Annotated in this window: 22 protein-coding genes; 18 read left to right on the top strand and 4 right to left on the bottom strand. The window is 59.5% G+C overall.

The genetic code is table 11. The features are described from left to right. Window positions 1-96 precede the first annotated feature (96 nt). The 9 genes from AC13RM_RS01685 (at window position 97) to AC13RM_RS01645 (ending at window position 9077) form a co-directional block, all read left to right on the top strand. Window positions 97-657 (top strand): DJ-1/PfpI/YhbO family deglycase/protease, encoded by a 561-nt coding sequence (locus AC13RM_RS01685; protein WP_488554506.1) that lies wholly within the window; start codon window positions 97-99, stop codon window positions 655-657. A gap of 191 nt (window positions 658-848) precedes the next feature. Further along, on the top strand, window positions 849-1667 hold the full coding sequence (locus AC13RM_RS01680; RefSeq protein ID WP_488554505.1) for an ABC transporter ATP-binding protein: 819 nt from the start codon (window positions 849-851) through the stop codon (window positions 1665-1667). Beyond that, window positions 1664-2434, top strand: a complete 771-nt coding sequence (locus AC13RM_RS01675; RefSeq protein ID WP_488554504.1) for an ABC transporter permease — start codon at window positions 1664-1666, stop codon at window positions 2432-2434. Before AC13RM_RS01680 ends, AC13RM_RS01675 begins: the two co-directional genes overlap by 4 nt. 35 nt (window positions 2435-2469) lie before the next feature. Beyond that, on the top strand, window positions 2470-3501 hold the full coding sequence (locus AC13RM_RS01670) for an ABC transporter substrate-binding protein (RefSeq protein WP_488554503.1): 1032 nt from the start codon (window positions 2470-2472) through the stop codon (window positions 3499-3501). Window positions 3502-4112: 611 nt separating this feature from the next. Continuing rightward, complete coding sequence (locus tag AC13RM_RS01665) at window positions 4113-4973, top strand: TraB/GumN family protein (RefSeq protein ID WP_488554502.1); 861 nt, start codon at window positions 4113-4115, stop codon at window positions 4971-4973. A 67-nt stretch (window positions 4974-5040) separates the two neighbouring features. Further along, entirely contained in the window at window positions 5041-5718 is a 678-nt protein-coding gene (locus tag AC13RM_RS01660; protein WP_488554501.1) for an ATP-dependent Clp protease proteolytic subunit, read from the top strand. A gap of 108 nt (window positions 5719-5826) precedes the next feature. Further along, entirely contained in the window at window positions 5827-6855 is a 1029-nt protein-coding gene (locus AC13RM_RS01655) for an alpha/beta hydrolase family protein (RefSeq protein WP_488554500.1), read from the top strand. 273 nt (window positions 6856-7128) lie between these two features. After that, window positions 7129-8256 (top strand): LysM peptidoglycan-binding domain-containing protein, encoded by a 1128-nt coding sequence (locus tag AC13RM_RS01650; RefSeq protein ID WP_488554499.1) that lies wholly within the window; start codon window positions 7129-7131, stop codon window positions 8254-8256. After that, on the top strand, window positions 8253-9077 hold the full coding sequence (locus AC13RM_RS01645) for a hypothetical protein (protein WP_162751452.1): 825 nt from the start codon (window positions 8253-8255) through the stop codon (window positions 9075-9077). Before AC13RM_RS01650 ends, AC13RM_RS01645 begins: the two co-directional genes overlap by 4 nt. A gap of 117 nt (window positions 9078-9194) precedes the next feature. Here AC13RM_RS01645 and AC13RM_RS01640 read toward each other — a convergent pair whose 3' ends face one another. From AC13RM_RS01640 to AC13RM_RS01625, 4 genes are all read right to left on the bottom strand, one after another. After that, window positions 9195-9620: a DUF4168 domain-containing protein gene (locus AC13RM_RS01640; protein WP_095438191.1), complete on the bottom strand. Its 426-nt coding sequence runs from the start codon at window positions 9618-9620 to the stop codon at window positions 9195-9197. A gap of 345 nt (window positions 9621-9965) precedes the next feature. Continuing rightward, window positions 9966-11138 carry a lactonase family protein gene (locus tag AC13RM_RS01635; RefSeq protein ID WP_488554498.1) on the bottom strand — a complete coding sequence of 391 codons (1173 nt, stop codon included), beginning with the start codon at window positions 11136-11138 and terminating at the stop codon, window positions 9966-9968. A 70-nt stretch (window positions 11139-11208) separates the two neighbouring features. Next, window positions 11209-12117: a 5-dehydro-4-deoxyglucarate dehydratase gene (kdgD, locus tag AC13RM_RS01630; protein ID WP_488554497.1), complete on the bottom strand. Its 909-nt coding sequence runs from the start codon at window positions 12115-12117 to the stop codon at window positions 11209-11211. A gap of 38 nt (window positions 12118-12155) precedes the next feature. Next, window positions 12156-13130, bottom strand: coding sequence for a mannonate dehydratase (locus AC13RM_RS01625; RefSeq protein ID WP_113229096.1), 975 nt, complete (start codon window positions 13128-13130; stop codon window positions 12156-12158). A gap of 302 nt (window positions 13131-13432) precedes the next feature. Here AC13RM_RS01625 and AC13RM_RS01620 point away from each other — a divergent pair, with 302 nt between their 5' ends. The 9 genes from AC13RM_RS01620 (at window position 13433) to ehuR (ending at window position 24427) form a co-directional block, all read left to right on the top strand. Continuing rightward, the gene (locus AC13RM_RS01620; protein ID WP_488554496.1) at window positions 13433-15028 is read left to right on the top strand and encodes an ABC transporter substrate-binding protein; all 1596 of its coding nucleotides are present in this window, start codon (window positions 13433-13435) and stop codon (window positions 15026-15028) included. 20 nt (window positions 15029-15048) lie between these two features. Further along, complete coding sequence (locus tag AC13RM_RS01615; protein ID WP_488554495.1) at window positions 15049-16077, top strand: ABC transporter permease; 1029 nt, start codon at window positions 15049-15051, stop codon at window positions 16075-16077. Beyond that, window positions 16074-16976, top strand: coding sequence for an ABC transporter permease (locus AC13RM_RS01610; RefSeq protein WP_488554494.1), 903 nt, complete (start codon window positions 16074-16076; stop codon window positions 16974-16976). Before AC13RM_RS01615 ends, AC13RM_RS01610 begins: the two co-directional genes overlap by 4 nt. Continuing rightward, window positions 16963-17808, top strand: coding sequence for an ABC transporter ATP-binding protein (locus AC13RM_RS01605; RefSeq protein WP_488554493.1), 846 nt, complete (start codon window positions 16963-16965; stop codon window positions 17806-17808). Before AC13RM_RS01610 ends, AC13RM_RS01605 begins: the two co-directional genes overlap by 14 nt. After that, entirely contained in the window at window positions 17805-18542 is a 738-nt protein-coding gene (locus AC13RM_RS01600; RefSeq protein ID WP_488554492.1) for an ABC transporter ATP-binding protein, read from the top strand. The genes AC13RM_RS01605 and AC13RM_RS01600 overlap by 4 nt, the downstream gene beginning before the upstream one ends. 790 nt (window positions 18543-19332) lie before the next feature. Further along, on the top strand, window positions 19333-19827 hold the full coding sequence (locus AC13RM_RS01595; RefSeq protein ID WP_488554491.1) for an Lrp/AsnC family transcriptional regulator: 495 nt from the start codon (window positions 19333-19335) through the stop codon (window positions 19825-19827). 119 nt (window positions 19828-19946) lie between these two features. Continuing rightward, window positions 19947-21443 carry an NAD-dependent succinate-semialdehyde dehydrogenase gene (locus AC13RM_RS01590; RefSeq protein ID WP_488554490.1) on the top strand — a complete coding sequence of 499 codons (1497 nt, stop codon included), beginning with the start codon at window positions 19947-19949 and terminating at the stop codon, window positions 21441-21443. A gap of 30 nt (window positions 21444-21473) precedes the next feature. After that, window positions 21474-22853: an aminotransferase gene (locus tag AC13RM_RS01585; RefSeq protein WP_488554489.1), complete on the top strand. Its 1380-nt coding sequence runs from the start codon at window positions 21474-21476 to the stop codon at window positions 22851-22853. Window positions 22854-22996: 143 nt separating this feature from the next. Next, window positions 22997-24427, top strand: coding sequence for a MocR-like ectoine utilization transcription factor EhuR (ehuR, locus tag AC13RM_RS01580; protein WP_488554488.1), 1431 nt, complete (start codon window positions 22997-22999; stop codon window positions 24425-24427). Window positions 24428-24456 lie beyond the last annotated feature (29 nt).

Raw genomic sequence — 24456 nt, 5'->3', positions numbered from 1 at the left:
GGATCTCGGTGCGGTTCCCAGAAAAACCGGGAACGATTGCCTGCGGCTAGGGTTTGGACCTGGCATTCCATCAAAGATATAGCGAAAGGATAGATCATGCCTTCCATCAATTCCGCACATATCCTCATTCTGGCGACGGATGGCTACGAGCGTTCGGAACTTCGCGTTCCTCTCGACGAACTCAGGAAGCGTGGCGCTGACGTCAAGGTTGCCTCCGTCAAGAAGGATAGTATCAAGAGCTGGGACAAGACCGATTGGGGCGACAGCGTCGACGTCGATCTCATGGCCGGGGATGTCGACGTGAACCAGTTCGATGCGCTGGTGCTGCCAGGCGGCCAGATCAATCCCGACAAGCTGCGCCTTGAAGGAGATGCCATGCGCGTCGTCCGCGAGTTCCTGAATTCCGGCAAGGTGGTCGCCGCCATCTGCCACGCACCCTGGCTGCTCGTTGAGGCCGATGCCTTGCGAGGACGTCAGGCAACCTCCTATTGGTCCATCAAGACAGATGTCAAAAATGCCGGCGCGAACTGGAAGGACGAAAAGGTCGTGACCGATGAAGGCATCATCACGTCCAGGTCGCCCGACGATCTTCCGGCCTTCGTCGACAAGATCGTAGAGGAAGTTCAGGAGGGCCGGCACCGGCGGCGTGCAGCCTGACCGCCCGATTGCAACGAAACTTGCCAAGCCCCGGCAGCAACTGTCGGGGCTTTTGCATTCTTTCCCTGCAGCAGAACGGAAGCCGAGCCAATCCGCATATTGACTGATAGGGCTTGCTTTGATCTGTTGATCGGACATGACAATGCCTGATGTCCGCGCGAGGTTACGGGCGTCCGGGAGGAAAGCAGGGCATGACGATGGAGGCTGTGAGGGCGGTCAGCCTGAAACAGGTGGCGATTTCCTTTGAAATGGCCGGCAAGACACGGTTCGACGCCGTAGCGGCGACCAATCTGAATGTAGAGGCGCATGAGTTCGTGGCTATTGTCGGCCCGACGGGCTGCGGCAAATCCACACTTCTCAATGCGACGGCGGGGCTTTTGACACCGGCGTCAGGGACGGTCGAAGTCTTCGGCCAGCCCCTGAAATCCATCAACCGCCAGGCGGGCTATCTCTTCCAGCAGGATTCGCTGATGCCGTGGAAAACGGTTCTCGAGAATGTTGCGATCGGGCTTGAGATCGCGGGCTTGGATAGGGCCGAGGCAAGACGGATTGCGCGCGACTGGCTGGGGCGCGTCGGCCTTGCCACATTTGCCGATCGTTTCCCGCGCATGCTCTCAGGCGGCCAGCGCAAGCGGGTCGGTCTTGCGCAGGTGCTCATCCGCAATCCCAAACTGCTCCTGATGGACGAACCTTTCGGCCCGCTCGATGCGCAAACCCGGTTGATCATGGGCGACCTGCTGCTGAACCTCTGGTCCGAGGACCGCAAGGCAGTGATGTTCGTCACCCACGATCTCGATGAGGCGATTGCCCTTGCCGACCGTGTCGTCATCATGTCCGCCGGTCCGAAATCCCGCATTATCGGTGACTTCAAAGTGCCGCTGGAACGGCCGCGCGACATCGGCGAGATACGTCACGATCCCGTATTCAACCGGCTGCATCGCGATATCTGGCAGGCGCTGCGCGATGAGGTGATGACCGCTTATCGCCAGAGCAGCGGAGAGATCGCATGAACCGTTCCCTCCTTCTCCTGCTGCAGATCCTGGTGGCATTGGTCATTCTGGTACTCTGGCATCTGGCGACGAATACCGGCCTCTTCGGCAATCCGAAAACCATATCCTTCTTTTTTGCCGATCCGCTCAAGGTCGCACAGCGTGTCATCCAGTGGTTCGCCAGCGGATCGATCTGGTATCATCTCTGGATCACGCTATCGGAATCGATCCTTGCCTTCCTGCTCGGCGCCTTCGGCGGCATCGTCTTCGGCTTCTGGTTCGCTCGCCGGCCTCTAATTGCGGCTGTCTTCGACCCTTACGTGAAGGCGGCGAATGCACTGCCACGCGTCGTGCTGGCTCCGATCTTCGCACTGTGGTTCGGCCTCGGTATCTGGTCCAAGGTGGCGCTCGGCATCACGCTCGTCTTCTTCATCGTCTTTTTCAACGTCTATCAGGGCGTCAAGGAGGTCAGCCAGCCGGTGCTGTCCAATGCCCGCATGCTTGGCATGAACGAGCGACAGCTGCTGCGCCATGTCTATCTGCCCTCCGCGCTTTCCTGGGTGTTTTCCAGCCTGCATACTTCGGTCGGCTTTGCCGTCGTCGGCGCGGTCGTCGGCGAATATCTCGGTTCTGCCGCCGGTCTCGGCTACCTCATTCAGCAGGCCGAGGGTGTCTTTGACGTGACAGGCGTCTTTGCGGGCATGGTGGTTCTGACCGCTTTCGTCCTGTTGGTGGATTGGATGATGACGATGGTCGAAAGGCGTCTGCTCGCCTGGCGCGGCCAATAGCGCATTGAGAATAGCGAAGTGGAGGAACAAGGGACATGGAACGCAGAACATTTCTGATCGGAACGGCGAGCTTCGGCATCGGCGCATCGCTTACCGGCATCCTGCCCGCCGCGGCACAGGATGCGAAACCGGAAAAACCGGACCTGTTGATCGGTGTGGGCGGCAAGCCTCTGCTTTATTACCTGCCGCTGACGATCGCCGAGCGGAAGGGCTTCTTCAAGGAGGAGGGTCTCAACGTCACTATCAATGATTTCGCCGGCGGTTCGAAGTCGCTGGAGGGACTGATCGGCGGCTCCCTCGATGTCGTCGCTGGCGCCTACGAACATACGATCCGCATGCAGAACAAAGGACAGGATATCGTCGCGATCTGCAATCTCGGCCGCTTCCCCGGTATCGTCATCGCCGTTCGCAAGGATCTCGCCGGCGAGATCAAGTCGATGGCGGACATGAAGGGCCGCAAGATCGGCGTGACCGCGCCAGGCTCCTCGACGGCGCTGATGTTCCAATATGCCATGCTGAAGAGCGGGCTGAAGACCGATGATGCATCGCTGATCGGCGTCGGCGGCGGGGCCGGCGCGGTTGCCACGGTCAAGAGCGGTCAGATCGACGGCCTTTCCCATCTCGATCCGGTTATCGCGCAGTTGCAGTATGATGGCGACATCACGGTGCTTCTGGATACGCGCACCGAGGCCGGTACGCGTGCACTTTTCGGCGGTCCGAACCCGGCCGCGACCGTCTATATCAAGCGCGAATTTGCGAAAGAGAACCCGATCACCACGCAAAAGACGGTCAATGCCTTCATGAAGGCCCTGAAATGGATCGCGGCGGCAAGCCCCGAAGACGTCGCCGGCGTCGTTCCGGAAGAATATTTGCTCGGCAATCGCGACCTCTATATGCAGGCCTTCAAAAATTCCAAGGAAATGTATTCCCAGGACGGCATGGTCACGATGGAAGGCTATAATTCCATGATGGGCGTGTTGAAGGCGCTCGATCCCGAACTCGCCAATGCGGACGTGCCCTTCGAGAAGACATTCGATCCGACCTTTGCCAAGGCCGCAAAGACCTGATCGAGGCAATAGGTGTGCCCGGCGGTTGGCCGGGTACGCCTAACCCTGCCGAACCAAAATCCCTATCAGATCGAGCAAGCGCCGACCGACCTGCGTGATGCTGGCGGCGGTCTTATGACGGACCTTTCGGGGCGAAGAATTTTTTCAAATTGACCGACGGATTTCGATCAATTGCGCGTTCAAGCAGCGCAAGATCTGACGAAAGCCTGAATGACAAGGATTCTTAAGATCGAGGCAGGCTGCGGTCCGATACTGGAGAATGAGAATGGTTGCATCATTCAAAACGCCAGCGGGCCAGAAGCGGATATATTCGGCAAAACTGCTCGGCATGTTGCTCGTTTTTGCCCTTCCCTTCGCCGTGCGCGCAGAAGCCTGTGCAATCCCACCGCCAATTTTCACCATTGATGAGCCGTATCAGGCTCGCTTCCACGATCCACGATTGACGACCCTGATTGCTCGGCGCCGGCCATTTATCAAACCGCGGCTCGATAGCAACGTGACGGCTGCCTGGAGCGGATGCCCGACAATGGAGCGTCCCTAGTAGCGATATTCGGAACGACCCGATCAACCTGCGCTTTAGACCAGCCTGAGATGGTCAATGGAGGACCAGTATGCATCTAACACGTCGGCAGTTTGCCATTCTGGCTTGCGCCTTGACGGTCCAGGCAGGCCAAAGCGCCGCGGCAAGTGACGATAATGCATTATTCTGGCAAGCGAACATGGCAGATCGATCAATCGCCATCTTCGGCTATGAACGCATCGGCGCCGCACTGGTATCCGACATCGTTCGCGATGGTGAGCGGATATCCGATCAGGCAAGTTCGGTCTATACCGACGTCGGCCCGAATGCTCCGCACTTGAAGTCCTCGACGAATATAAAACAAGTACCACCGGTTCTTCCCGATTTGCCGCCGACGGATGCAGACGATCTACGCCGCATTATGCCGGCAGCAGCAGGTTCCCCGGTTGAACGTCTTCCAGGATACGTAGTGGCCTTGTTGCTGATGGGCGAGGGACAACACTCATGGGCACCAAGTGTCGAGGGTGTGATCATGGATCATATCCGCTCCGATGGAAAGCAAATCTCCCCGCTGATAAGCGATACGGACCTGATGTCGATATGGTCGCCACCCGATACGTTCACACTGAAGGCAGTCGGCGCACATCAAATCAGCTATCTTCTCGAAAAACGCCGCCAACTAGGGCCTATCGGTGGCTATATGGAAACACTTTACAAGCAACGGCGAGTATCTGAGATCACGCAGTTGCGAGAGGAAATAGCCAAAGAAGGCGTGGTCAGCCCGCTTGGATCTCTGGCAGGTCCACAATTCAAGGCGCGACTTTTCAAACAGATCTTGAGAATTGAGTCGACGAAGAATTTTCTCCTTCTCCCTTTGGCTGTCTTACCGGGTGATGACGGCATCCTGGAACTCATGAAATCAAACGGCTTTCAGATAACGACATTGGCATAGTGCTGCCGGTGCCGGTGAAAGCCGCATGCTCCATCGAGGTATTTATCCCATTCGAGGACTATCCGATATGTCAGCAACTATGAACCGCCGCAATCTCTGCCTGTATCTATCTGCATTGGCTACGGGTATGCTTGTGCCCAGATCTGGCTCTGCTCAGGAGAAGGCAAATGCGAACAGCGCCTCAACGGCTTATTTGTATTTCTCCCAGCCGATCGATGACAAATCGACGCTCAGTCTGACCAATGGATTGATCGACCTAAGGGCCAAGGGCTACAAAGTAATATACCTTATGCTGAATTCCAACGGCGGGAACATATCATCAGGCATTGCCCTGTATCACATGCTATGCGCTATGGATATAACGATCAATACATACGCTATTTCCAATGTTGATTCAGCGGCAATTCTGTTGTTTTTAGCGGGGAAGGAAAGGGTTGCAAATAAAGAATCTCTATTTGCATTTCACTCCGCCAGGGAGGATTTCAGCAATGAAAAGCTCAATCCGGACGAGATCACCGAAAGATCAAACGTGCTGGAAATCGACAATGATCGAATGAAGGAAATATTCAAGGAACGGCTTACAATCAACGACAAGCAATACGGTGATTTCTTCGGTCCGCAGCTCCGGTTTGTACGACCACAGGAGGCATTGAGCATAGGCCTGGCGACACGGATCGGTGAGGTAAGCATGCAACCGCATGACGGTCTCTATTATGTTCAGTCCCCCGCCAGCAAGCAGCTTTGATGAAACATGGCTCCGTTCGCGGCAATCAAGGGCACTGCGGCCTTGTCGCACAGCTGCAATCCGAACGTGATGCCGATCGACTCTCATATTTACGGAGGCTGACCGACAATGAGTGGAAAGACGCGTTCGATCCTGTCGATTTTTCGCCTTTGGTGGCGGGCTGCTGCTGTACTCGTCATGGTTTTTTCGGGCGCGGCTCATGCTGAAGATCATACGTTTGTCGGCTTTCAGGAGATAGCCGTTCCGAACGGTAGCGAGCCTCCGTTGCACGCGGGCATCTGGTATCCGACGCCTGTCCGACCCCGGAACACACGTTTGGAGACTTTCACCCAATTGGTGGCGCCGGATGGTGCGGTCGCCGGAGGCGATCTGCCGCTGGTCGTCATTTCTCACGGTGGCGCGGAATCGTTCGCCAGCCATTACGACACCGCCCTCGCGCTCGCCCATGCAGGCTTCATCGTTGCCGCGGTCGATCATGCGGGTGACACTTTCGACGATCAGCGACAGGTGCTGAAACTTTGGCGGCGGCCGCTGCAGCTGAATCGCCTGATTACCTTCGTCCTCGACGATTGGCGAGATCATGCTCACGTAGACTCCGGGCGGATCGGCGCTTTCGGCTTTTCGAATGGGGGTTTCACCGTACTCGTGGCTGCCGGAGGAAAACCCGATTTGAGCCTGATCGACCCCTATTGCCGCGATCATCCCACGCATGATCTGTGCTCCACACTTATGAAAGCCGGCGTCAGCTCTGTGGCCGCTTTACCAGTTCCGCCCGATCCCTGGGTGCGAGACCAGCGCATCAAGGCGATAGCGGTGGCCGCTCCGGCATTTGGGTTCGCCTTCTCAAGCAGCGGCTTGAGCGACGTAACGGTTCCGGTCCAGCTGTGGCGTGCCGCCGATGACCGCCATCAACCCAATCCCTGGTATGACGAGGCGGTGCGCACCGCATTGCCTCATCCGCCCGAGATGCATGTCGTGGCAGATGCAGGACATTATGATTTTCTGCCGCCATGCAGTGCGGTGCTCGCCAAGCACGCGCCTGAGATATGCGCTGATCCGAACGGCTTCGATCGAGCAGCGTTTCACCGCCGCATGAATGCTCAGTTGATAAATTTCTTCCGGGCCAAGCTTCGGTAAGGAATAAGCCGCGGCTATGCCGGAGTCGTGAACCGATAGGCAGCTCCGGCCTTCCAGCCTCGAGGCGCCACGCAAGTTGAATTCCGTGCTGCCCACGACCGCCGCGGGCCATCGGCAGCACGACCGTTTGGATACAGCTAACGGTGGAATATCTCTACGCCAGGTATGATTAGTAATCTTATTGTCATATGACGATAGCGAAAACCTGATACGGCGTTGACAGGCGCTCCAGCCAACTATCCTATTCCTTTAAGCAACGCACGGGGGAAAAGTATGATCGGCACACGATATCAGATCAAGGCGGGCGATACGCTCTGGTCTATTGCCCACGAACACCTCGGCCATGGTGCGCAATGGCCGCGTATCTGGCGCTATAATAACCGCCGCGATGTCATTCGTGCCACCGGCCATGGAATTCCCGATCCGGATTTGATCCATGCCGGCAGCACAATTCTGATCCCCGTTCTGCCGGGTCAGCGCGAGCATGGCAGCAATGGTCATCACCATCCGCCGCATACGTCGCAGCATCATAATCCCTCGACATCCGCCACCACGCCGGCGCCGCATTCCGCCTCCCCGCAGCCGCTTCGCACCGGCAACCCGGCTACGGAACTGAAGAAGGAATTGCCGCACGTCTATTCGCCGATCTCGATCAAGTACCGCTTGAACGATCTGACGATGCCCGTCATCGAGACTCCGACGGCGACGATCGAGTTCCGTATGACCGGCGATGTCGTCCTGATGACGGACAAGCGCTACCCGGCAACCTATGTGAGCAACGGTGGACGGCTGGAGACACAGATCTCGCAGCAGGCCAACGTCGCCTTCGGCCAGCTCGTCGGCGACACGCGCTTCATCTACGATTCGAAGAAAAAAGAAGTGACGGTGCGTTCCATGCTGGTCAGCCAGAGCACAACGCCGAACGCGGCGGCCACCGCCGTCGGTGTCGAGTTCAGCTCCAGCAGCCCGATACCGAAGCTGCGTGCCGAGGTCCGCTTCCCCAAGCTGCAGGGCAGGATCGGCCCATTCCACTATGCCGCCATGAGCGTAGCCTTCGTCATTCTGATCACGCCAAAGGCTCACATTCCTCCGTCGGCACCCTCGCCCCAGGCCGTGCGTGACGCGGTACGGATCCGCGAGCCCGAGGAAGGGACCAACTGGAGCCGTGTCATCGGCACCGGTCTGGTCATCGGCGCTGGCGTCATTGTCGTCGGCACCCTGGTCGAGGATTTCTTCTCCGGCGGCGTCGGCGTTGCCGATGATCCGGCCTCCTTTGCTGCCGCCGGCGCTTCGCTGACGCGCGGCCTCGCTATGCTTCGCGGTGCCGCCACCATAGCCTTGCCACGCGCAGCGGTTCCGGCCGCCGTACACGTCGGCGCCCGGGTTGGACTGGCACATTGATCGTCTCACGGCGTCTTCTACTTGGCGCGGCAGTGGTTCTGGCCGGGAGCGGTTCTTACCTTCTCGGCCGGTCGACACCGAAAGAGGATGCTATTGCCGATCCTGATTCGTATGCGGCCAAGCTTGGCCGGCAACAGGGCCTGACGATCGGTTTTGGCGATCCATCGACCTTCTACGTGCCGCCCTATCTATCTACCGATGCGCCTGTAGAGGGGGTCGTGTTGAGCGCTGCCGACCACACCGCTGTAAAGGACTCGCTGCGCGGCATTGCCAGGGCTTTCGAAGCTTACCCGGAACAATGCCTCGGCCGGATCATCAAGGCGATCTTCATCGCGGGCAGGATTTTGATAGACGGCGCCGAAGCGGGCGGCACCTATGGGCTAGACTGGATATTTCTCGCCGCGCCCGCGAACGTATCGGCCGAGACGCGTCAGCTGACAGCAGAGCTTGGCGTGCACCACGAAACGAGTTCCTTCATCTGGTTGCGAAACGATGCCTTGCAACGAGCTTTCTCCGCACTCGAGCCGGCCGGTTGGCAATTTCAGAACAGCGCGACCGATCAGATCGCCCGCAATGGCCAGACCGCTCCGCCGGTGGAAACCGGTTTTCTCTCCGCCTATGGCGCAACGACCTCGGAGAATGACTTCAATACCTATGCAGAAATCGTGTTTTCCGATCCGGGGCGTCTGATAAAGCTGGCGGAAAGCGTGCCAGTCATTGCGAAAAAACTCGCACTGACACTCGATTCCTACATCGCTATCGATGAGCGGCTGCGCGAGACTTTCGCTCGAAGCGGTCTGCTGAAAGCGGCCGGGCGATAGGCCGGCCAATAGCCTCGCTTCCAGGGCGTCGAAAAGGTCGATCGAAGCCGCGCCAAGATCGAAGCCCTTGGCGCGGCCGCGACGTGAGATCAATTCATTTAGAGATCGTGGCGTCGTTTACTGCTGGGCCGGCTCGGCTTTCTGAATCTTGTCCTGGACCTTCTTGACGAGTGCCGGGTCCTTCTTCGCGGCCGTTAGAATTGCGTTATATTCGTCTACCGACATCCCCGGAGAAGTCTGAACAGCCTGCACCATCTGCTTGCTTGCTTCGGTCTGCAGCTGTTGTTTCGCGGTCGGATCCTGTGTTGCGCCGATCTTGGCCGAATATTCCTGCCTGATCTTGTCCACCTGGAGATAAGCGACCGCAAAAGCCTCTATCTTTTGATCGCTGACTGGGGCAGCGGCAGCGTTGCTATCGGGCTGCTGCGCTTGGGCAGGTTGTTGCTCTTGCGTTGCTTGCTGTGCGAACGCTTGAGTGCTGAGAACCATCAGGCTCAAGGCTGCAGCGGTCAACGATGCAGCGGGGATATGACGAATAATCATCTGAATTCCTCTTAGTCGTGCGGGGGGAACACCTCTTTGATGGCGTAGAGCGAAGGTTGGCATATCGTTTTAGATTCAGCCGCCGGTTAGGGTTGAGGAACGATCCGGCGGCAATGTGGCCGTCAAACGTTTTCTGTGAGGCAATAGCGTGACGATCCCCTGGCCGTGACGCGGCGGCTTTATGGCGATCGAGATCCGACCAGCGCGAATTTCTTCCGAAGCCGCAATGCAGTTACCCGATGTGAAAGCCAGGAAACTGCGCGAACATGGCCGGGCTTCGGCCTTTATTGCTTGCACAGCCATCCCGCCATACAAAGGCGGAATGACTGTGATCCTTGTCTCGTTTCAGGGAAGAGTGACGACCTCGACCCAGTTCGCGCCGGCGTCGACGGGATAACGGCCGATCGGCGTGAGCGCACCGTTTGCCCGGTCGATGGCATAGACGGCGATCTTGTCGGATTTTTCTCCGGTCGCGATCAGGAAGCGGCCCGACGGATCGATGCGGATGCCGCGCGGCTGCTTCTCGGTCGGATAATTGGTAACGTAAGTGAGGTTGCCGCTCCCCTCCGCGACATGGAAGAGGGCGATCTTGCTGGTGGTTCGCTCGGTCGTATAGAGGAATTTCCCGTTCGGAGTGATGCCGATGTCGGCAGCCCAGACCTTCGGCTTGCCGTCATCGACAGGTGCAACTGCCGGCGCCGTGGCGTTGAACGGCGGTGGAGGCGGCGGGGCAATGCCCGGAGACAGGCCAGCGTCGTCCGGAACGGATGCGACGCTTTCGACTTCGGTGAGCGTCCCCTTGGCCGGGTCAAGGCTGTAGTGAATGACATGGCCGGTCAGTTCGGTGACGACATAGACCGATTTGCCGCCCGGCGCGAAAATGATATGGCGCGGCCCGAAACCCGGCTTGGTGGCGATCTCAGGCGGATTGTTCGGCTCCAGCATGCCGGTCTCGGCATTGAGCACGAACTGCAGCACCACGTCGGAGCCGAGATTGGTCGCAAAGACATATTTGCCCTTGGGATCGCTGACGATCGAATGAGCATTGCGGCCGGTCAGGATCATCTGGCGAGTGCCGTCCGTCACACGGCCATCCGGGTCGATCGGCAGGACCGCGATCTTGTTTCCACCATAGGAGGAGGTGAAGAGCAGACGCCCGGAGGGATCGGTCGACACATAGGGCATGCTGTCGGGCAAGGCCGCGACCGCACCCTGCGTCAGATTGCCGGTTGCCGGATCGATCGCCAGCGTCAGCACCCGGTAGGGCTGCGAGCGCACGACGGCATAAAGATGCTTCTTGTCGGGGCCGATGGTCATCGGCATCACCATCTTGCCCGCATCGAAAGTCGCCGCCGGCGTCAGGGTGCCGGTCCTCTCATCCATGCTGTAGCTGTCGATCTTCCCGTCCGTCGCCGCGGAGACATAGACGAATGTCCTGGCAAACACATCTTGTGTCGATGCAAGCATTGCAGAGCCCGCCATGATCGCGGCAAAAATTCCCGATGGTAATCCAACCACGAGTGTCCTCCTCAGACAAAGGGCGATCGCCGGCATTGCCGACGATCATTTGCATGTGCTTGGCTGTGCGTCACACGGCCTTGGCCGTCTCGATGATCTTTGCGAGCGCTGCCAGTTCCTCTGGCGTCAGATCGGTCAGCGGTGGGCGCACTGGGCCCGGATCTTTGCCGAGAACATGCAAGCCGGCCTTGATGATCGAGACCGCATAGCCCTTCTTCCGATTGCGCAGGGCGACGAACGGGAAGAAGAAGCCCGTCAGGATTTCATCGACCGTTGCCTGGTCCCCGCTCCGCAACGCGCTGTAGAAACGCTGGGCAAGCGCGGGAATGAAATTGAAGACGGCGGAGGAATAGGTCGTGACGCCGGCGGCGAAATAGGCCTGGGCATAGACTTCATGCGTCGGCATGCCGCCGACATAGACCAGGCGATCCTGGAGCTTGGTGGTGATCTCGATCACCTTGTCGACCTCGCCGACCCCGTCCTTGTAGCCGATGAGATTGGGGCACTCGTCGGCAAGCCGCGCGAGACTGTCGGCGCTGAGCACCGCATTGTCACGGTTGTAGACGATAACGCCGATGCCAACGGATTGGCATACCGCTTTGACATGGGCGATCAGGCCAGCCTGTTCCGCAAACATGAGATAAGGCGGCAGGAGCAATAGACCGTCGGCTCCCGCCTTCTCCGCCGCCCTGGCGATCTCGATGGCAAGAGACGTGCCATAGCCCGTTCCCGAGATGATCGGCGTATCGCCCGCAGATGCCTTTGCGGCGCGAACGACCTGCGGGATTTCGGCGGGATTGAGGGAGAAGAATTCGCCGGTTCCGCCAGCGGCAAAAAGAGCGGCGGCATCATAGCCTGCCAGCCATTCGACATGGCGGCGGTATTTCGCCTCGTCGAATTTGAGGTCGCTGGCGAAATGGGTGACGGGGAAGGACAGCAGACCGCTGCCAACCGCCTTTTTCAGTTCAATCGGGTTCATCTTGGAATCCTATTATCGATCGGTATGGGCGATGGGTCTCAGACGCCTTCCAGCGACTGAACGAGGGCGGCGATGTAGCCGTAGCAGAAGGCGAAGGCGACGCCGGTCGGGTCCCGGCCGCTGATGGTCGGCACATGATCCGGCATCAGCATGTATTGATAGCCGACTTCCTTGTAGACCTTCGCGGAACGGACCATGTCCATGTCGCCCTCATCCGGAAAAGTCTCCATGAAGGACAGCTTGCCGCCGCGAATATTGCGGAAATGAACGTTGAAGAGTTTGCCGCGCGTGCCGAACCAACGGATGATGTCATCGATTTCCTCGCGCGGATTGTCGAGCATCTCGCCGACCGATCCCTGGCAGAAATTCAGCCCGTGATAGGGGCTTTCGCGCATCAGCACGAACTTCTTCAAGCCTTCTACAGAGCCGAGCACGCGCGTGACGCCGCGATAGCCCGGTGGTGTATAGGGATCGTGCGGGTGGCAAGCGAGGCGGACGCGATTGCTCTCCGCCACGGGCACGACGCGCTCCAGGAAATAATCGATGCGCTCCCAGTTCTCGTCTTCCGGCAGAACGCCGGCCAAGCCAGGGGCGGCCTGGTGGTCTGCCTTATCCCAGCGGAAGCTCGCATTCATCGAACCGCCGCGTCCAGGTTCTTCCGGCGTGCGCGGAATGCCGATGAGATTGAGATTGTATTTTGCCGCGGGAATGCCGGCCGCCGCCACGTCTTCGATGAGCTTGCAGACCGCATCGATCTGGCGATCGCGGTCCGGTCCGGCAAGCAGAATGTCAGGATAGGATGCCTTTTCGATCGGTTGAGACGGCAAGGGAAGCTGAATCATATCCAGAATCAGCCCGAAACTCTCGACCTTGTCGCGAAGGCGCTCGAGATCGGACAGTGTCCAGCTCTCCGGCTTTCCCGGTGGGTCGGCACATATATGCTTCAGCCCCAATTGTGCGAAAACGCGGTAATCGTCATCGTCGCGCGCCTCGACCTGTGTTCCTACATACACTGAGCGTCTCTCCCATGAGATTGATCCATATCATATGACATAATATGAATTTTTTGAGGTGTCGAGCACTATTGCACCTGCAATGCGCCTGCCTCGAATCGGCCTCAAGCTGTGGCCCGGGCGGATCGACGATCCTTCGGGCCAGCCTTGGCCGCGTCCGGCACTCGTCGCTTCCCCCTCTCCAGTTCATTTGCATTGGAGCATTCTCACGGGCTTGCCAACATCGCCGATCTTCGATAAATCGTAATATGACATGAGGATAACATCATACGTATTATATAGCATTCGAGGGAGGAAGCATAATGAAGCACTTTTCGAAGGCCATGTTTATCGGCGCCACAATCGGTATGCTGACATTGGCCGCGCCACAGCTTCAGGCGGCTACACCCAAAGATCAATTGGTGATCGGCACGTCGCTCGCGCAGGTGCTGTCCCTCGATCCGCAGCAGGCCACCGAACCCAAAGCACTCGAAATCCTTGCCAATCTCTACGATCGACTTGTCGCAACGACCGCGGATGGCAAGATCGTGCCGCAGCTGGCGGAAAGCTGGACGGATGATGGCAAGTCGCTGACGCTGAAATTGCGGGAAGCCACTTTCGCCTCCGGCAACCCGGTCACCGCCAGTGACGTCGTCTTCTCGCTGACCCGGCTGATGAAGCTCAACCAGTCTGGTTCCTCCTATTTCAAGCGCATCGGCTATTCCACCGAAACGATCGCCAATCAGATCCATGCGGTCGACGCCAAGACGGTGCGCATCGACCTGACAGACAAGGTGACGGCCGAAGGGCTGCTCTATCGGTTGGCGCTGGGCGTTTCGAGCGTCGTTGATAGTGTCGAGGTGCAAAAGCATATCGCGAATGACGATTCCGGAAACGCCTGGCTGCGTACCCATTCGGCAGGTTCGGGGCCGTTCACGCTGAACAAATGGACCCCGAACGAGATCGTCATTCTGGATGCCAACAAGGCCTATGTCGCCGGCGCACCGAAGATGCGGCGCGTCATCATCCGCCATGTACCGGAAAGCCAGGTCGAGCGGCTGATGCTCGACCGCGGCGATATCGATATCGGCAATGCACTGTCCAAATCCGATCTCGAGACCTTCGAGACCAAGAGCAATTTCGTCATCCAGCGCGTGCCGACGGGTGGCTTCTATGTGCTGGCGATGAATGCGGGCAATCAATATCTCGCCAATCCGAAGGTTCGTGAAGCCATTGCCTATGGGATCGACTACAAGGGCATCGAGAAGACCATCATGGGTCCTTACGGCCGGGCACGAAACATTCCCGTTCCGGAAAACTTCGAATACGCACTGCCGAATCCGGACTGGCACCTCGATGTCTTCAAGGCAAAGCAATTGCTCGCGGACGCAGGCTTCAAGGACGGCTTCTCGCTGACGCTGAAGACGATCTCGCAGACGCCGCGCATCGATCTGGCAACCGCCATTCAGGCCTCCCTCGCCCAGATCGGCATCAAGGTCGAGATCCAGCAGGGCAATGGTTCCGAGATCATCGCCGCCCACCGCGCGCGCAACTTCGACCTGCTGCTGCCACAGACGAGCGCGCTGATGCCGAACGTTCTCGGTTCCATGGATGATTTCGCCAACAATCCCGACAACCGGCTCGAGGCCAACAATGCCGGCAATTTTGCCTGGCGTTCGGCCTGGGATATCCCCGGATTGACGGCACTTGCGGAAAAGACTTCGGTAGAGCCCGATGCCAAGAAGCGGGCCGAACTCTATACCCAGATGCAGCAGATGTTCGTCGATCTGAAACCGGCGCTCCTGCCGCTTTTCGAGCGGTTCGAACCCCTTGTTCTCTCAGCCAGGGTCAAAGGCTATCTCGGGCATCCCAACCAGATGACCCGCCTTGAAAACGTGACCAAGGCCGACGCCGAATAAGCAATCGAAGGCAGCCGATCATGAAGGAACTATCCGTAGCCGAATTCGGCCGACGCATCGCGCATCTGATCGTCAGCCTGTTCATCCTCCTGTTGGTCACCTTCGTGATCGGCCGTGTCCTGCCGGCCGACCCCGTGGGGGCGATCGTCGGCGAGCTGGCCGATCCCGCCGCCTATGCGGCGATGCGCCAGCGGCTCGGATTGGATCTACCTGTTTACGAGCAGTTCTTCATCTATCTGAAAGGTCTCGCCCATGGTGATTTCGGCACGGCGATCCTGACGGGAAATCCCGTCTCAGCCGATCTAGCCCAGGCCTTTCCGGCAACATTCGAGCTCGCAACGCTTGCCGTCATCATCTCGACCTTCGTCGGCGTGCCGCTCGGTCTGGTGGCGGCCCTGTTCCGTGATCGGCTGATCGACAAGATCGCGCGTGTCATCTCTCTCGTCGGCCATTCCATCCCGGTCTTCTGGTTCGGGATCGTCGGGCTTGTCGTCTTCTATGCGGGTCTGAATTGGGTCGGTGGCCCTGGCCGGGTCGATGTCTATTATGAGGGTATCGTCACGCCGCAAACTGGCCTGCTGCTAGTCGACAGCCTCCTGCAAGGCGAAACGGACATTTTCTGGAATGCCCTGAGCCACATCATCCTGCCGGCCTTCATTCTCGCCTATGCGGCCGTTGCCTATATCACCCGCATGACCCGCAGTTTCACCCTGGAGCAGCTCAGCCAAGATTATGTGATCGCGGCCCGTGCCAAGGGCGTCGGTCCGGCGCGAACGATCATCAGCCACGTTCTCCCGAACATAGCGGTGCAGCTCATCACCATCCTCGCCATTTCCTATGGCGGGCTGCTTGAGGGCGCGGTGGTGACCGAAATCGTCTTCTCCTGGCCGGGCATCGGCCAATACATGACGAATGCCCTGATGATCGGCGACATGAATGCCATTCTTGCGGCGACCATCATTGTCGGATTCTTCTTCATGCTTTTGAATTTCCTAGCGGATATCGCCTATGCGGTCTTCGATCCGCGCACCAGGGAGGCCGCCCGATGAGCGATGCGATCCATGCGGACGTAACCGTCCGTCCGCCGAATGTCATGAGCCGCATCATGGGCTCGCTGAGAAGCGCCGTCGGCAAGCTTGCCCACGAGCCGCTTGGCCTCACAGGCTTTATCATCCTCGCCCTGCTATGCCTGATTGCGATCTTCGCGCCGCTTCTGGCACCCTATGATCCTAACGTGCAGGTGCTTTCGGACGCCTTGAAGCCGCCAAGCCTTGTGCATCTGGCCGGAACGGACGAGTTCGGTCGCGATATTCTCAGCCGCCTGATCTTCGGCACGCGCATCACCATTCAGACGGTGCTGTCGATCTCGGTGATCGTCGGCCCGATCGGTCTTCTGATCGGCGTGGTTTCCGGCTTTTTCGGCGGTCGTATCGACGCGCTCCTGATGCGCGCCACCGATATCGTGCTCTCCTTTCCGTCGCTGATCCTGGCGCTGGCCTTTGCCGCAGCGCTCGGCGCCGGTCTGACGACGGCGATCATCGCCATTTCGCTGACGGCCTGGCCACCGATTGCAAGATTGGCGCGCGCAGAAGCGCTCGTCGTCAGGAACACCGACTATGTCGCCGCCGCGCAGCTCTATGGAGCCTCCAGGCTACGCATCCTCTTCTTCTACATCGCGCCGATGTGTATCCCCTCGGTCATCGTGCGCCTGACGCTAAATATGGCGGGCATCATCCTGACGGCGGCGTCCTTCGGCTTCCTCGGGCTCGGCGCCCAGCCGCCGGCGCCTGAATGGGGCGCGATGATTTCCAACGGTCGCAAATACATGCTCGATTTCTGGTGGGTCGCCGTCATGCCCGGCATCGCGATCCTTCTGGCAAGTCTGGCCTTCAACATCGTCGGCGACACATTGCGCGATATTCTGGATCCCCGCCATGCAAGATCTTAAGCCCCATCCCATCCTCTCCGTTCAGGGCCTGAACGTCCGGTTCGGCCGCAACTCGCTCGCGGCGGTCTCGGATGTCAGTTTCGATGTCGGACGCGAGCGTGTCGGGATCGTCGGCGAATCCGGTTCCGGTAAATCGACGACGGGGCGTGCAGTCATGCGTCTACTACCCCCTAGCGCAAGCATCACGGCCGAAGGCATGACGCTCGACGGCATCTCACTGCTCGACAGGTCGGAGCGCCAGATGGGTGCCCTGCGCGGCAGGGATATCGCGCTGATCATGCAGGATCCGCGCTATTCCCTCAATCCGGTGCTGACTGTCGGCAGGCAGATCGCCGAGGCGGCGCGGCTGCATCTGGGCTTGCGCGGCGGCAAGGCACGCGATGCAGCGCGCGCCATGCTCGAGCGTGTCCGCATCAGCGATCCGGAGCGTGTCATGGCGCTCTACCCGCATCAGATCTCGGGCGGCATGGGTCAGCGCGTCATGATCGCGATGATGCTCCTGGCAAAACCGAAGCTGGTCATAGCCGACGAGCCGACGTCCGCACTCGATGTCAGCGTGCGCAAGGACGTGCTCACCTTGCTCGATGAGTTGGTGCGCGAAAACAATTCCGGGCTGCTGCTCATCAGCCACGATATCCGCATGGTCGCAGCCTTCTGCGAGCGCATCATCGTCATGTATTCCGGCCGTATCGTGGAGACGCTAACGCGTCTGGAAGATGCGCAGCATCCCTATACGCGCGGGCTGATGTCCGCATTACCGGACCCGCACAAGCCGGTGCGCCGCCTGGCGGTGCTCGATAGGGCAAAGCTTGATCTGGAGACCAGTCGATGATTAGCGTTCGCGATCTTGATGTCGTCTTCACCTCCGGCAAGACGAAGAACCATGTCGTCAAAGGGATAAGCTTCGATGTCGGCAAGGGGGAGACGCTCGGCATTGTCGGTGAGTCCGGATGCGGCAAGTCGACCGTGCTGCGTTGCCTCGCCGGCATGGAAAAGGGATGGTCGGGCGATATCGGCCTCGCCGGCAAGGCTGTCGGCAAGACCCGTACGCGCGATGAACTGCGCCATGCTCAGATGGTGTTTCAGGACCCCTATGGGTCGCTGCATCCCCGCCACCGTATCGGCACCGCGCTCGCCGAACCGTTGCGTGCGATGGGGCATGGCGATGTCTGGGTAAAGGTCGAAAAGGCATTGCGCCAGATCGGCCTGCCAGCAGCCTTCGCCAACCGCTATCCGCACGAACTTTCCGGCGGACAGCGCCAGCGCGTCGCCATCGCCCGCGCCTTGATCCTCTCGCCGCCGATCCTGCTGCTCGACGAGCCGACTTCGGCGCTCGATGTGTCGATCCAGGCGGAAATCCTCAATCTACTTGCCGACCAGCGTGACGAGCGTTCCCTGACCTATGTCCTCGTCAGCCACGATCTAGCCGTCATCGCCCATATGTGCGATCGAGTGCTGATCATGAAGGGCGGCACCTTCGTCGACGAACTGACCAGGGCGGATTTGCAGGCCGGCACGACGCACGACGCATATACGCGCGAACTGTTCGAGGCGAGTTTCCTTTAAGCGGACATGGCCGATAGTCGATCACTCCAATCATCACATGGAGGCAGATCGCCATCCGATTCCTATTACCATCCCGACTACGGTTTTCGTGTTCATGCTTTTGGAACAACGGAATTCAGAAGGAAACCTCCCGGGACACGTTGATGCATGGCCATTCGCCTAATTTCGATATAGTCCGTGAGGCTGGTGGTTTGCATTCATCATATGATCCTGTAATCGAAGAGAGATGATGCACAAGTTTCTTGCTCTCCTCTTGATCGGTCTTGCACTTTCCGCATGTGAGCAACGCGGCACCGAGGCCATGGATTGCCCGTCGCAGGGGCCTAACCTGGAGGCTATGGGTCCCAATGGGCTGTATGAGTTCCGCGAGGATTGTGAACCCAATGCCTTGACATGTATCGATCCTAACAAAAAAGCGCGAACGGGTGACGGGACCGTCATCTGCAGGGTCCGGAAGCAATAGAGCGCTGTTGCAGGCTTGCCGATCCTCACAACGATCGCAATCCGATCGCCAATGTGGCGGAGCCGAAATACGTTTGATTACAGCCGCGGCCTCAGGTGCCGGGAATTGGCTCCCAGGCGGAATTGCCGGCTCGGAGAATTGGGGGATGTGGGCGAGGCTCTGAATGAGGCCACAATCGGATCCCAGCGTCTCCTGCCAATCGCGAGCCTCATTCAGGATCGCACAATGCCGAGCCAACAGCCGAATTCCGCGAGGCAAGCTTGTCAGCTGTGGTTTCGAGTGCCATTGGTCTGGAAACGACAAGTGACGACAACAAGCAGCTTTAACATGAAACTTGATGCAATCGATCTGCGGATACTGGATGCCATTCAGCGCGATGGCCGCATCACCAAGCTTGCGCTGGCCGATCAAGTGGGATTGTCGCCAACACCATGCTGGCTGCGCCTTCGAAAGCTGGAAAAAGCTGGAATCATCACCGGTTACCATGCACATCTGGCACTCCGCCGCCTCGCTCCGATCGCCAGCGTCATGGTCGAGGTCACGCTCGCCAATCATCGCCAGGCCGATTTCGAGCGGTTCGAGCGAGCGGTCGCGGCAACGCCTGAGATCGTGGCCTGCTGGGCCGTCGGCGGAGGCGTCGATTACATCCTGAAGATCATGGCGGCAGATATCGATGCCTATCAGCGCCTGATCGACGACCTTCTTAATCGCGATCTCGGCATCGAACGCTATTTTACCTACATCGTCACCAAGACTGTGAAGGAGGAGACGGTGCTTCCCGTCGCCAACCTACTTTCTCCGAGTAGGCCTGGCGACGAATAGAGAGATTCTCTACCGACAGCATTCACTTTAGGTCCTTTCTCTCTTCCAACTGCGAGCAATGGACAATCTCTCGCGGCGTTCCATGGCAGCATCGGGCATCTGGAAAGAGAGGCCCGACCATGACTGCGCTCCACGCCCGCGCCACCTATCATGAAGCCCTTTCGCGGCTAAACGACCGCCATCTGCTGCGAGACCTCTCCTATGTCGCAGGCCGCTGGGTCGCCAGCAAAGCCAATCAAAGCTTCGAGGTCACAGATCCCGCATCCTCTGCGACGCTTGCCTGGGTTACCAGCCTCGACCAGCGAGAAGCCTTCGAGGCTATCGACGCTGCATCTGGCGCCTTTACCGCCTGGCGTTCACTGCTGCCGCAGCAACGGTCAACGATTCTGCGCAGGTGGCATGATTTGATGATCGAGGCGCGCGAGGATCTGGCGCTGATCATGACGCTGGAACAAGGTAAGCCCTTGGCCGAATCCCGTGGCGAGATCGATTATGCCGCAGGCTTCATCGAGTGGTATGCCGAGGAATCAAAGCGCATCAATGCGGAGAGCGTGACCAGCCACCTGCCCGATGCCGAAATGATCGTGCGCAGGGAAGCGCTTGGCGTTGTCGGCATCGTCACGCCCTGGAACTTTCCTTCCGCCATGATCACGCGTAAGGCCGCTGCTGCACTTGCCGCCGGCTGCACCGTCGTCGCCCACCCGTCGTCCGAAACCCCGCTATCGGCACTCGCGCTCGCCGAACTCGGCGAACGCGCCGGGCTCCCCGCCGGTGTCTTCAACGTGCTGACCGGCGATGCGGCAACCATCGTCGGCGCCTTCTGCGACGATCCGCGGGTCAGGGCATTGAGCTTCACCGGCTCGACGGAGATCGGCAAGCTGATCGCCGGCCAATGTGCGGGGACAATGAAGCGTCTTGTGATGGAACTTGGCGGCCATGCGCCCTTGATCGTCTTCGACGATGCCGACCTCAATCGCGCCGTCGATATCGCCACCAATGCGAAATTCGCGACTTCCGGCCAGGATTGCCTCGCGGCCAACCGCATCTTCGTGCAGCGCCCGATCATGGACGCCTTTGTTGCAGCGTTCGCCAAGCGCATCGCCGCCTTGAAGGTCGGAAACGGACTGGACGGTGCCGTCGATATCGGACCTCTCATGCACGAACGCGCCATTGCCAAAGTCGAGGAGCACGTTGCCGACGCATTGAAACACGGCGCAAGGCTTGTCACCGGCGGCAAGCGCCATGCGGCCGGCTCTCTCTTCTACCAGCCGACCCTGCTCGTCGAGCCCTCGCCGGACGCATTGATCATGCACGAGGAAACCTTCGGTCCGGTCGCAGCCGTCAGCGTCTTCGACAGCGAGGAGGAGGTGGTCGCAAGGGCCAACGACACCGAATATGGCCTTGTGGCCTACGTTGTCACGGCCAACGGCGCGCGCCAGATGCGGCTCGGCCGGGCGCTCGAATACGGCATGGTCGCCATCAACCGCGTGAAGATCACCGGCGGCCCGATCCCGTTTGGCGGCTGGAAGCAATCCGGCCTCGGCCGCGAAGGCTCCCGCCACGGCATCGAGGCCTTCACCGAGCTCAAATATCTCTGCGTCGACACGACAGCCTGACGCGCCTGATACGAAAGAAGGAAGCATAATATGTTGGACAAGCGCAACGAACTGAACGCCTGGGACAGGGACCATTTCTTCCATCCCTCGACGCATATGGGAATGCACGCGCGCGGCGAGACGCCGACCCGCGTGATCGCCGGCGCCGAAGGCGTTTACATCACGGATACCACCGGCAAGAAGAGCCTCGACGCCTTTGCCGGCCTTTACTGCGTCAATGTCGGTTACGGCAGGCAGAAAATCGCCGACGCAATCGCCGAGCAGGCAAAGAACCTTGCCTACTACCACGCCTATGTCGGCCACGGCACGGAAGCTTCCCTCACGCTTTCGAAGATGATCATCGATCGCGCGCCCGAAGGCATGAGCCGCGTTTATTTCGGTCTCTCCGGCTCCGATGCCAATGAGACCAACATCAAGCTGATCTGGTATTACAACAATATTCTCGGCCGTCCGGAAAAGAAGAAGATCATCTCGCGCTGGCGCGGCTATCATGGCTCTGGCGTCATGACAGGCAGTCTTACCGGCCTCGAATTGTTCCACAAGGCCTTCGACCTGCCACGTGCGCCGATCCTCCATACCGAAGCGCCCTACTTCTTCCGCCGCGCCGACCGGTCGATGACCGAGGAACAGTTTGCGCAGCATTGCGCCGACAGACTGGAGGAGATGATTCTCGCCGAAGGTCCGGAGACGGTCGCAGCCTTCATCGGCGAGCCGATCCTCGGCACCGGCGGCATCGTTCCACCGCCGAAGACCTACTGGCAGAAGATCCAGGCCGTTCTCGACAAATACGACGTCCTGCTCGTCGCCGACGAGGTCGTCACCGGCTTCGGCCGTCTCGGCACGATGTTCGGCTCCGATCACTACGGCATGAAGCCGGACCTGATCACCATCGCCAAGGGCCTGACGTCTGCCTACGCGCCGCTGTCGGGCAGCATCGTCTCCGACAAGATGTGGCAGGTGCTCGTCCAGGGATCCGATCAACTCGGCGCCATCGGCCATGGCTGGACCTATTCCGCCCATCCGATCTGCGCGGCTGCCGGCATCGCCAATCTCGAGCTGGTCGACGAACTCGACATCGTCGAAAATGCGGGCTCGACCGGCGCCTATTTCCGCTCCGAACTTGCCAAGGCCGTCGGCGGCCATAGGCATGTCGGCGAGATTCGCGGCGACGGGCTGATGGCAGCCATCGAATTCGTCGAAGACAAGGACGATCGCAAGTTCTTCGATCCCGCGCAGAAGATCGGACCGCAGGTGGCGGCGGCATTGCTCGAGCGCGGCGTCATCGGCCGCGCCATGCCGCAGGGAGACATCCTCGGCTTTGCACCGCCGCTGTGCCTGACGCGCGAGGAAGCCGATACCGTCGTCAAGGCAGCGGCCGGCGCCATCGAAAGCGTACTTTCGGGCCGCTGATCCGCTCCTGACGAGACGACCCTACACGTCCTACGCCAATGGCGCGGCCTGTTGTTGACAATAGGCCGCGCCATTGCATTCGGTCGTCGCCATTCGGCGACGAATGGTGTACATGGATTCCTGTAATTGTACCGGATCAATCCATGTATCGTCATGATTCAAAAAGCCAGGACAATGGCGCCTGGAAGCCCGTCCTTCAGCATCGCAAGGGCGTGACCAAGCACAAGCTGCTCACCGACAAGATCATCTCCGACATCGATGACGGCATCCTGCCCGTCCACACGCAGATGCCGACTCATCGCGATCTTGCCCATGCACTGGGGATTTCCGTCCAAACCGTAAGTTTGAGCTACAAGGAGGCGGAGCGGCGCGGCTATCTGCGCGGCGAGGTCGGGCGTGGCACCTTTGTGCGCAGCCGCGTCACCGAACGGGCCGACAGCTTCATGCTCGATCGCGATCCGAGCGGCAGTGCCGATCTTTCCATAATAAGGGCCGTCTATACCGAGGCACATGAGCGCTCGGCTCGCGAGCTCATGCAGGCACTTGCCGAGAGCGATAATAGCAGCTTCATGCGGCCCTGCCGCCCGATCGCGGGCCTCGACGCCCATCGCGCGGCAGCACAGGTCTGGCTCGCCGGCTTGTCGGTCACAACCGATCCAGATCGCATCCTCATCACGAATGGCGCCGCTCACGGCCTCTTCCTTGCCGTCGCCTCGGTCGTTCGACCCGGCGAAGTGGTTTTGACCGAGAACCTGACCGATCACGGCATCATCGGCCTTGCCAACGTCCTGGGCTTCACGCTGCGCGGCCTTCCGACCGATCGCGAGGGTATCCTGCCCGACGCCTTCGAGGCCGCCTGCGCTATCGGCGATGTGTCGGCGCTTGTTATCGTCTCCTCGCTGGGCAACCCCACCAGCCATGTCATGGGAGCCGAGCGCCGCCACACGATCGCCGACATAGCTCGTCGGCACAATATCTTCGTCATCGAGGATGAGGTCTACAAGCCCATGCTGCGGGACCCCCTTCCCTCGATGGCGGATCTCATCCCGGAGCTCGGCTTCTTCGTGACCAGCTTCACCAAATCCGTCATGACGGGATTGCGCATCGGCTATCTCGTCGTGCCGGCCCATTATTCAATCCGCGCTGCTTCGATCCTGCGCGTCACCGGATGGAGCGCCACCAACGTCGTTGCGGAAATGGCGTCGCGCTGGGTTCTGGATGGGACGGCGCAAGCCCTGCTTGCCGTCCAGCGAAGCGAGGCAGAGGCTCGGCAGGCAATCGTCTCCGATGTGCTGGCGCCGTTCGTGGCCGGCAGCCATCCGCTGTCGCTTTGCGCCTGGTTGTCGGTTCCCGAACGCTGGACGGAGGAAGGCCTCGTGCGGGCGCTGGCTCGCAAAGGTGTCGCGGTCACACCGTCCGATCCATTCGTCGCCGGTGGAGAGCGACCGATCGGCGGCATCCGCATCTGTCTCGGCGGCCGCCTCTCCCATTCCGCCCTTCGCTCGGCGCTTGAAACCGTTCGCGGCACGTTCGAACAGCTGCCGCCCGTCTTCGATGTGGGATCGATCGTTTAATCGCAAAGCGTCAAGTTCAGCGCTGCATC

This window comes from Martinezella sp. CNPSo 3732 (assembly GCF_057784515.1).
The sequence above is the reverse complement of the archived record's forward strand: the minus strand, read 5'-3'. Positions and strand labels throughout refer to the sequence as shown.

Excerpts from the sequence above, each read along its gene's own strand:
- AC13RM_RS01590 (WP_488554490.1), top strand. The coding sequence starts at position 19,947 with ATGACTGCGCTCCACGCCCGCGCCACCTATCATGAAGCCCTTTCGCGG.
- kdgD (WP_488554497.1), bottom strand. The coding sequence starts at position 12,117 with ATGAACCCGATTGAACTGAAAAAGGCGGTTGGCAGCGGTCTGCTGTCC.
- ehuR (WP_488554488.1), top strand. The coding sequence starts at position 22,997 with ATGTATCGTCATGATTCAAAAAGCCAGGACAATGGCGCCTGGAAGCCC.
- AC13RM_RS01595 (WP_488554491.1), top strand. The coding sequence starts at position 19,333 with ATGAAACTTGATGCAATCGATCTGCGGATACTGGATGCCATTCAGCGC.
- AC13RM_RS01670 (WP_488554503.1), top strand. The coding sequence starts at position 2,470 with ATGGAACGCAGAACATTTCTGATCGGAACGGCGAGCTTCGGCATCGGC.
- AC13RM_RS01655 (WP_488554500.1), top strand. The coding sequence starts at position 5,827 with ATGAGTGGAAAGACGCGTTCGATCCTGTCGATTTTTCGCCTTTGGTGG.
- AC13RM_RS01660 (WP_488554501.1), top strand. The coding sequence starts at position 5,041 with ATGTCAGCAACTATGAACCGCCGCAATCTCTGCCTGTATCTATCTGCA.
- AC13RM_RS01650 (WP_488554499.1), top strand. The coding sequence starts at position 7,129 with ATGATCGGCACACGATATCAGATCAAGGCGGGCGATACGCTCTGGTCT.
- AC13RM_RS01680 (WP_488554505.1), top strand. The coding sequence starts at position 849 with ATGACGATGGAGGCTGTGAGGGCGGTCAGCCTGAAACAGGTGGCGATT.
- AC13RM_RS01615 (WP_488554495.1), top strand. The coding sequence starts at position 15,049 with ATGAAGGAACTATCCGTAGCCGAATTCGGCCGACGCATCGCGCATCTG.
- AC13RM_RS01585 (WP_488554489.1), top strand. The coding sequence starts at position 21,474 with ATGTTGGACAAGCGCAACGAACTGAACGCCTGGGACAGGGACCATTTC.
- AC13RM_RS01605 (WP_488554493.1), top strand. The coding sequence starts at position 16,963 with ATGCAAGATCTTAAGCCCCATCCCATCCTCTCCGTTCAGGGCCTGAAC.
- AC13RM_RS01640 (WP_095438191.1), bottom strand. The coding sequence starts at position 9,620 with ATGATTATTCGTCATATCCCCGCTGCATCGTTGACCGCTGCAGCCTTG.
- AC13RM_RS01685 (WP_488554506.1), top strand. The coding sequence starts at position 97 with ATGCCTTCCATCAATTCCGCACATATCCTCATTCTGGCGACGGATGGC.
- AC13RM_RS01620 (WP_488554496.1), top strand. The coding sequence starts at position 13,433 with ATGAAGCACTTTTCGAAGGCCATGTTTATCGGCGCCACAATCGGTATG.
- AC13RM_RS01600 (WP_488554492.1), top strand. The coding sequence starts at position 17,805 with ATGATTAGCGTTCGCGATCTTGATGTCGTCTTCACCTCCGGCAAGACG.
- AC13RM_RS01675 (WP_488554504.1), top strand. The coding sequence starts at position 1,664 with ATGAACCGTTCCCTCCTTCTCCTGCTGCAGATCCTGGTGGCATTGGTC.
- AC13RM_RS01610 (WP_488554494.1), top strand. The coding sequence starts at position 16,074 with ATGAGCGATGCGATCCATGCGGACGTAACCGTCCGTCCGCCGAATGTC.
- AC13RM_RS01665 (WP_488554502.1), top strand. The coding sequence starts at position 4,113 with ATGCATCTAACACGTCGGCAGTTTGCCATTCTGGCTTGCGCCTTGACG.